Source organism: Kineococcus indalonis (assembly GCF_009906395.1).
GTDB lineage: Bacteria > Actinomycetota > Actinomycetes > Actinomycetales > Kineococcaceae > Kineococcus > Kineococcus indalonis.
On record NZ_JAAALM010000361.1, the window covers coordinates 1 to 4,253 of the forward strand.

At 79.3% G+C, this 4,253-nt stretch carries 5 protein-coding genes; 2 read left to right on the forward strand and 3 right to left on the reverse strand.

The window, feature by feature from the left end; all coding sequences use genetic code 11:
- The coding region (locus GTR00_RS23040; RefSeq protein ID WP_323132519.1) for a LysR family transcriptional regulator at positions 1-958 on the reverse strand (958 nt) is incomplete at its 3' end.
- A 34-nt stretch (positions 959-992) separates the two neighbouring features.
- On the opposite strand from GTR00_RS23040, the gene GTR00_RS15655 reads away from it, so the two are divergent.
- On the forward strand, positions 993-1,223 hold the full coding sequence (locus tag GTR00_RS15655) for a nuclear transport factor 2-like protein (protein WP_166612523.1): 231 nt from the start codon (positions 993-995) through the stop codon (positions 1,221-1,223).
- Between the two features lie 112 nt (positions 1,224-1,335).
- Complete coding sequence (locus GTR00_RS15660) at positions 1,336-2,187, forward strand: 3-methyladenine DNA glycosylase (RefSeq protein ID WP_166612526.1); 852 nt, start codon at positions 1,336-1,338, stop codon at positions 2,185-2,187.
- Positions 2,188-2,241: 54 nt separating this feature from the next.
- Here the strand turns inward: GTR00_RS15660 and GTR00_RS25915 are convergent, their stop codons facing one another.
- Complete coding sequence (locus tag GTR00_RS25915; RefSeq protein WP_407659710.1) at positions 2,242-3,036, reverse strand: siderophore-interacting protein; 795 nt, start codon at positions 3,034-3,036, stop codon at positions 2,242-2,244.
- Positions 3,037-3,141: 105 nt separating this feature from the next.
- Positions 3,142-4,122, reverse strand: coding sequence for a siderophore-interacting protein (locus GTR00_RS15670; RefSeq protein WP_166612525.1), 981 nt, complete (start codon positions 4,120-4,122; stop codon positions 3,142-3,144).
- Between the last annotated feature and the right edge of the window lie 131 nt (positions 4,123-4,253).

Consider the following 4,253-nt stretch of genomic DNA (forward strand, 5'->3'; position numbering starts at 1 on the left):
CGCCCAGGCCCTCCCCCGCCACCACCGCGTCGGCCACCACGACGACGTGGTCGCGGCGCTCGCCGGTCCAGCGGGCCGGCTGCGCCACCAGCAGCTGCTCGCCGGCGCGCCCCGCGGGGCCGCGCTCGGGCAGGCCGTGGTCGGCCAGGCGCCGGCGCACGGCGTCGCCGAGCAGCTCGGCGCCCTCGGCGTCGGGCACCACCACGCCCACCGACTGCGCCGGGCGGCGGCGCAGGGCGTCCACGACCGCGTCGGTGACCAGCTCGACCAGCACGTCCGGCCGGCGCCGGGCACCGCCGCCGCGCGCGGCCCGCGCCGAGGTGCGCAGCACCGCGCGCGGGTCCGGCCCGGCGCCGGGCAGGGAGTCCTGCGCGCCGGGCGCCACGACGCCCTCCAGCAGCCGGTCGTCCAGGCAGGCGTGCTGGCGCTCCAGGCGCAGGGCGGGCAGCACGCCAGCCGCGTCGTCGAGCAGGCCGCGCGGGCCGTCGGCGGGCCCGGCGGGCCCCGCGGGGGCGCCCGGGCGCGCCGAGGCCGCGGTGGGCAGGTCCCGCGGGCGCGGCAGCGCCGGGTCGCCCACGACGACGACCTGCCGGGCGCGCGCCAGCGCGGGCAGCACCCACGAGGTGGCGGTCGAGCGCGCCCCCAGCACCACCACGAGGTCGACCGGCGGCAGGTCGGCGGCCAGGGAGGCCGCCGCGGCCGCCGACAGGGCCGTGCACGGCAGCACCGCGGCCGCCGCCGCCAGCGCCGCCCGCGCGTGCGGCAGGGCGGCGCGCCCGGCCTCCGTCAGCCGCACCCCGCGCGCGCCGCGCTCCAGCAGCGGCTGGCCCAGCTCGCGCTCCAGGTTGCGCACCCGGGTGCTCACCCCCGGCTGCGCCACGCGCAGCCGGGCCGCCGCGGCGGTGAAGCCGCCCTCGTCGACCACCGCCACGAAGTGCTCCAGCTGCCGCAGCTCCACACGCCGATGCTGTGGCTGCGCTCACGAACCGGTCTTGGACTTCTGGCGCGGGCGCGCGCAGTGCCTGGAGGGGCTGCGCGCGATGGCCCCGGCGATCGAGCGCATCGAGGCGGTGCGCCAGGTCGCCGAGGGCGACGACGTGATCACCTGGTACGACATGACCCGCACCGGCGGGCACGTCGTGCCCACCGTGAACCGGTCGCACCTGCGCGGCGGGCGCATCGACCGGGTCCGGGTCCTCTTCGACACCGCACCGCTGCGCTGAGCGGCCCGGCGGTCCCGGGCGCGTCGCTACCCTGGACCCGGTGGAGACGCAGGACCCGCCCGCCGGGAGCGGGGAGCGCGCCGGCGCGGCGGCCCCGGCGGCGCCCGAGCAGCTGCCCCGCGCGCGGTGGGCGGCGCGGGCGGACGCGCACGAGCAGCGCGCCCACGCCCTGACCGCCGCCGCGGCCGAGCGCCGCCGCCTCGGGCGGGCGCACCCGGTGGAGGACTTCCTCTTCACCTACTACTCCTGGGCGCCGGGCAGGCTGCGCCGCTGGCACCCCGGCGTCGGCGTGGAGCTGCTCGACGCCGCCGAGCGCGAGGGGTGGGCGCACTACGCGAGCACCGGCCGCGGGGTCGTGGTGGACGCCGCCTCCCTGCTCGCCCAGCGCGGGCCGACCGTGCGCCTGGCGCGCGACGTGCTCGCCGCCACCCGCACCCGCCCCGCCCAGCTGGGCTGCTTCGGGCTGCACGAGTGGGCGATGGTGCACCGCAGCAGCCCCGAGGAGGTGCGCCACGCGGGCCTGCCGCTGCGCCTGGGGCACGCCGGCACCGACGCGGTGGTGGAGTCGCACCGCATCCGGTGCAGCCACTACGACGCGTTCCGCTTCTTCACGCCGTCCGCGGTGCCGCGCAACGAGCTGCGCCCCACCCGCGAGCAGCAGGCCGCGCAGGAGCAGCCGGGCTGCCTGCACGCCACGATGGACTGCTACCGGTGGGCGATGAAGCTCTCGCCCGCGGTGCCCGGGGAGCTGCTGCTGGACTGCTTCGAGCTGGCCCGGGACGTGCGCGAGCTGGACATGCGCGCCTCGCCCTACGACGTGACGTCGCTGGGCCACGAGCCGGTGCCGATCGAGACCCCCGAGGGCAAGGCGCAGTACGTGCGCGCCCAGCGCGCCTTCGCCGAGCGCGCCGACCCGCTGCGCGCCGCGCTGGTGGAGGTCTGCGACGCGCTCCTGGCGGCCTGACCCCTCCTCGCCCGAGCCCTCCCCGCGGCGCGGCCGCGGGGAGGGGCGCCCCGCTCAGGCGGGGGAGGCCACGGCGGCGTCGTCGGACTCCACCGCGGCGTTCCACTGCTGCTTCTCGCCGCGCCAGCCGTCCTCGGTGCGCCCGCGGCGCCAGTACCCGGAGGCCGACAGCAGCTCGCGCGGCACGCCCAGGTCGGTGCGCACCCAGCGGCGCACGGCCCGCACGCAGTCGGCCTCGCCGTGCACGAAGGCGTGCGGGGCGCCCGCGGGCAGCTCCAGGGAGCGCAGCAGCTCCAGCAGCCCCCCGGGGTCCGGGGCGGCGCTGTGCTGCCAGTGCACCCGCAGCTCGCCCGGGCACGGCAGCGGCTGCTCCTCGGCCGGGCCGTGCACCTGCACGACCGCGACGGTTCGCGCGCCGGCGGGCACCCGCTCCAGGGACGCGGCGATGGCCGGCAGCGCGCTGGCGTCGCCCACCATCAGGTGCCACGGCGCCGCCGGGTCCGGCGAGTACGCGCCGCCGGGCCCCATCAGGTGCACCACGTCGCCCGGGCGCGCGGCGGCCGCCCACGGCCCGGCCACGCCCTCCTCGCCGTGGTGCACGAAGTCGATCGTCACCTCGCCGCGCTCGGCGTCGACCGCGCGCACGGTGTAGGTGCGCACCACCGGCCACTCCTCGCGCGGGCGCGAGGCGCGCACCGCCGCCACGTCCAGCGGCTCCTCCAGCGCGGTGCCCGGGGCCGGCAGCACGACCTTGACGTAGGAGTCGGCGTGCTCGGCGCGCAGGTCGGCCAGGTCCTCGCCGCCGAGCACCACGCGCACCGTCTCGGGCGTGACGCGCTCGGTGCGCACGACGACGGCGCGGCGCGTGCGCCGCCCGCCCCCGGCCGGGCCGCCGCCGCTGCTCTGGCGGCGGAAGGGGTTCTTCACCTGTGGGTCCTCCTCGTCACGGCGCGCTCAGGCGCCCTCGGCGCGACCCTCGCGCCAGTAGCCCATGAAGGCGACGGAGGCGCGCGGCAGCCCCACGTCGCGCACCAGGTGCCGCCGCATCCGCTTGACGACCCCGGCCTCGCCGGCCAGCCAGGCGTACAGGCACTCGGGGCCGGTGGCGACGGCCCGCTCGGGCACGTCCCACAGGATGCCGGCGTCCAGGTCGACGTCCTCGAAGTCCAGCGCGAGGGCGCGGGAGGTCTCGTCGACCAGCGGGCCGGCGATCTCCTCCACGCGCGGGCACAGCAGCTCGCCGTGCGCGCGCCGCGCGCCGCCGCGGGGCAGCCACTCCACCGTGACGTCGGCGTCGGAGGCGATGTCGACGGCGTCGGCGATGTCGGGGACCTCCAGCACCGCCACGGCGCGCACCCCGGCGGGCAGCCGCTCCAGCACCGCGCACACGGCGGGCACGGCGGTCTCGTCGCCGGCCAGCAGCAGCGTGCGGGCCTCGGCGGGCGGGGCCCACTCCACGCCCCACATCCGGCCGGTGCCGGGCGTGCAGGAGCCCACGAGCGCGACCCGGTCGCCGGGGCGGGCGCTCGCCGCCCAGGAGGCGGCCGGGCCCGCGGCGCCGCCGTGCACGCCGTGCAGCACGAAGTCCACGTCGACCTCGGCGTGGGAGGTGGCGGTCGCGGGGCGCGCCGCGCGCACCGTGTAGGTGCGCATGACGGGCCGCACCGGCTCGGGCAGGGCGCGCCACCAGGCGTACCAGTCGCCGCGGGGGGCCTCCAGGGCCTCGAAGGGCACCTGCGGCAGCAGCACCTTCAGGCGCTGGTCGTAGCCGGCGGGCTCGAAGGAGCCCAGCTCGGGGGAGGAGAAGGTCAGGCGGGCGAAGCTGGGGCCGAGCTGCTCGCGCCGCACCACCGCCACCTCGAAGAGGCGGTACTCCGGGCGCGGCTCTGCGCGCAGCGCCGCCCGGGCGGTCGTGCGTTCGGTCGTGGCCGTCATGCCGCCTCCGTCGTCGATCGGTGAGGACAGGCTAACCACATGACCCCCGTCCGTGGGAAGCGGCGGTGACCACCGTCACCGTCCCGCCACCCGTCCGCCGCTCCCGCGACACCCCGGGACCCCTCCGGGAC

Bases quoted from the DNA above. Each gene is read 5' to 3' on its own strand.
- GTR00_RS15670 (WP_166612525.1), bottom strand. From the start codon at position 4,122: ATGACGGCCACGACCGAACGCACGACCGCCCGGGCGGCGCTGCGCGCA.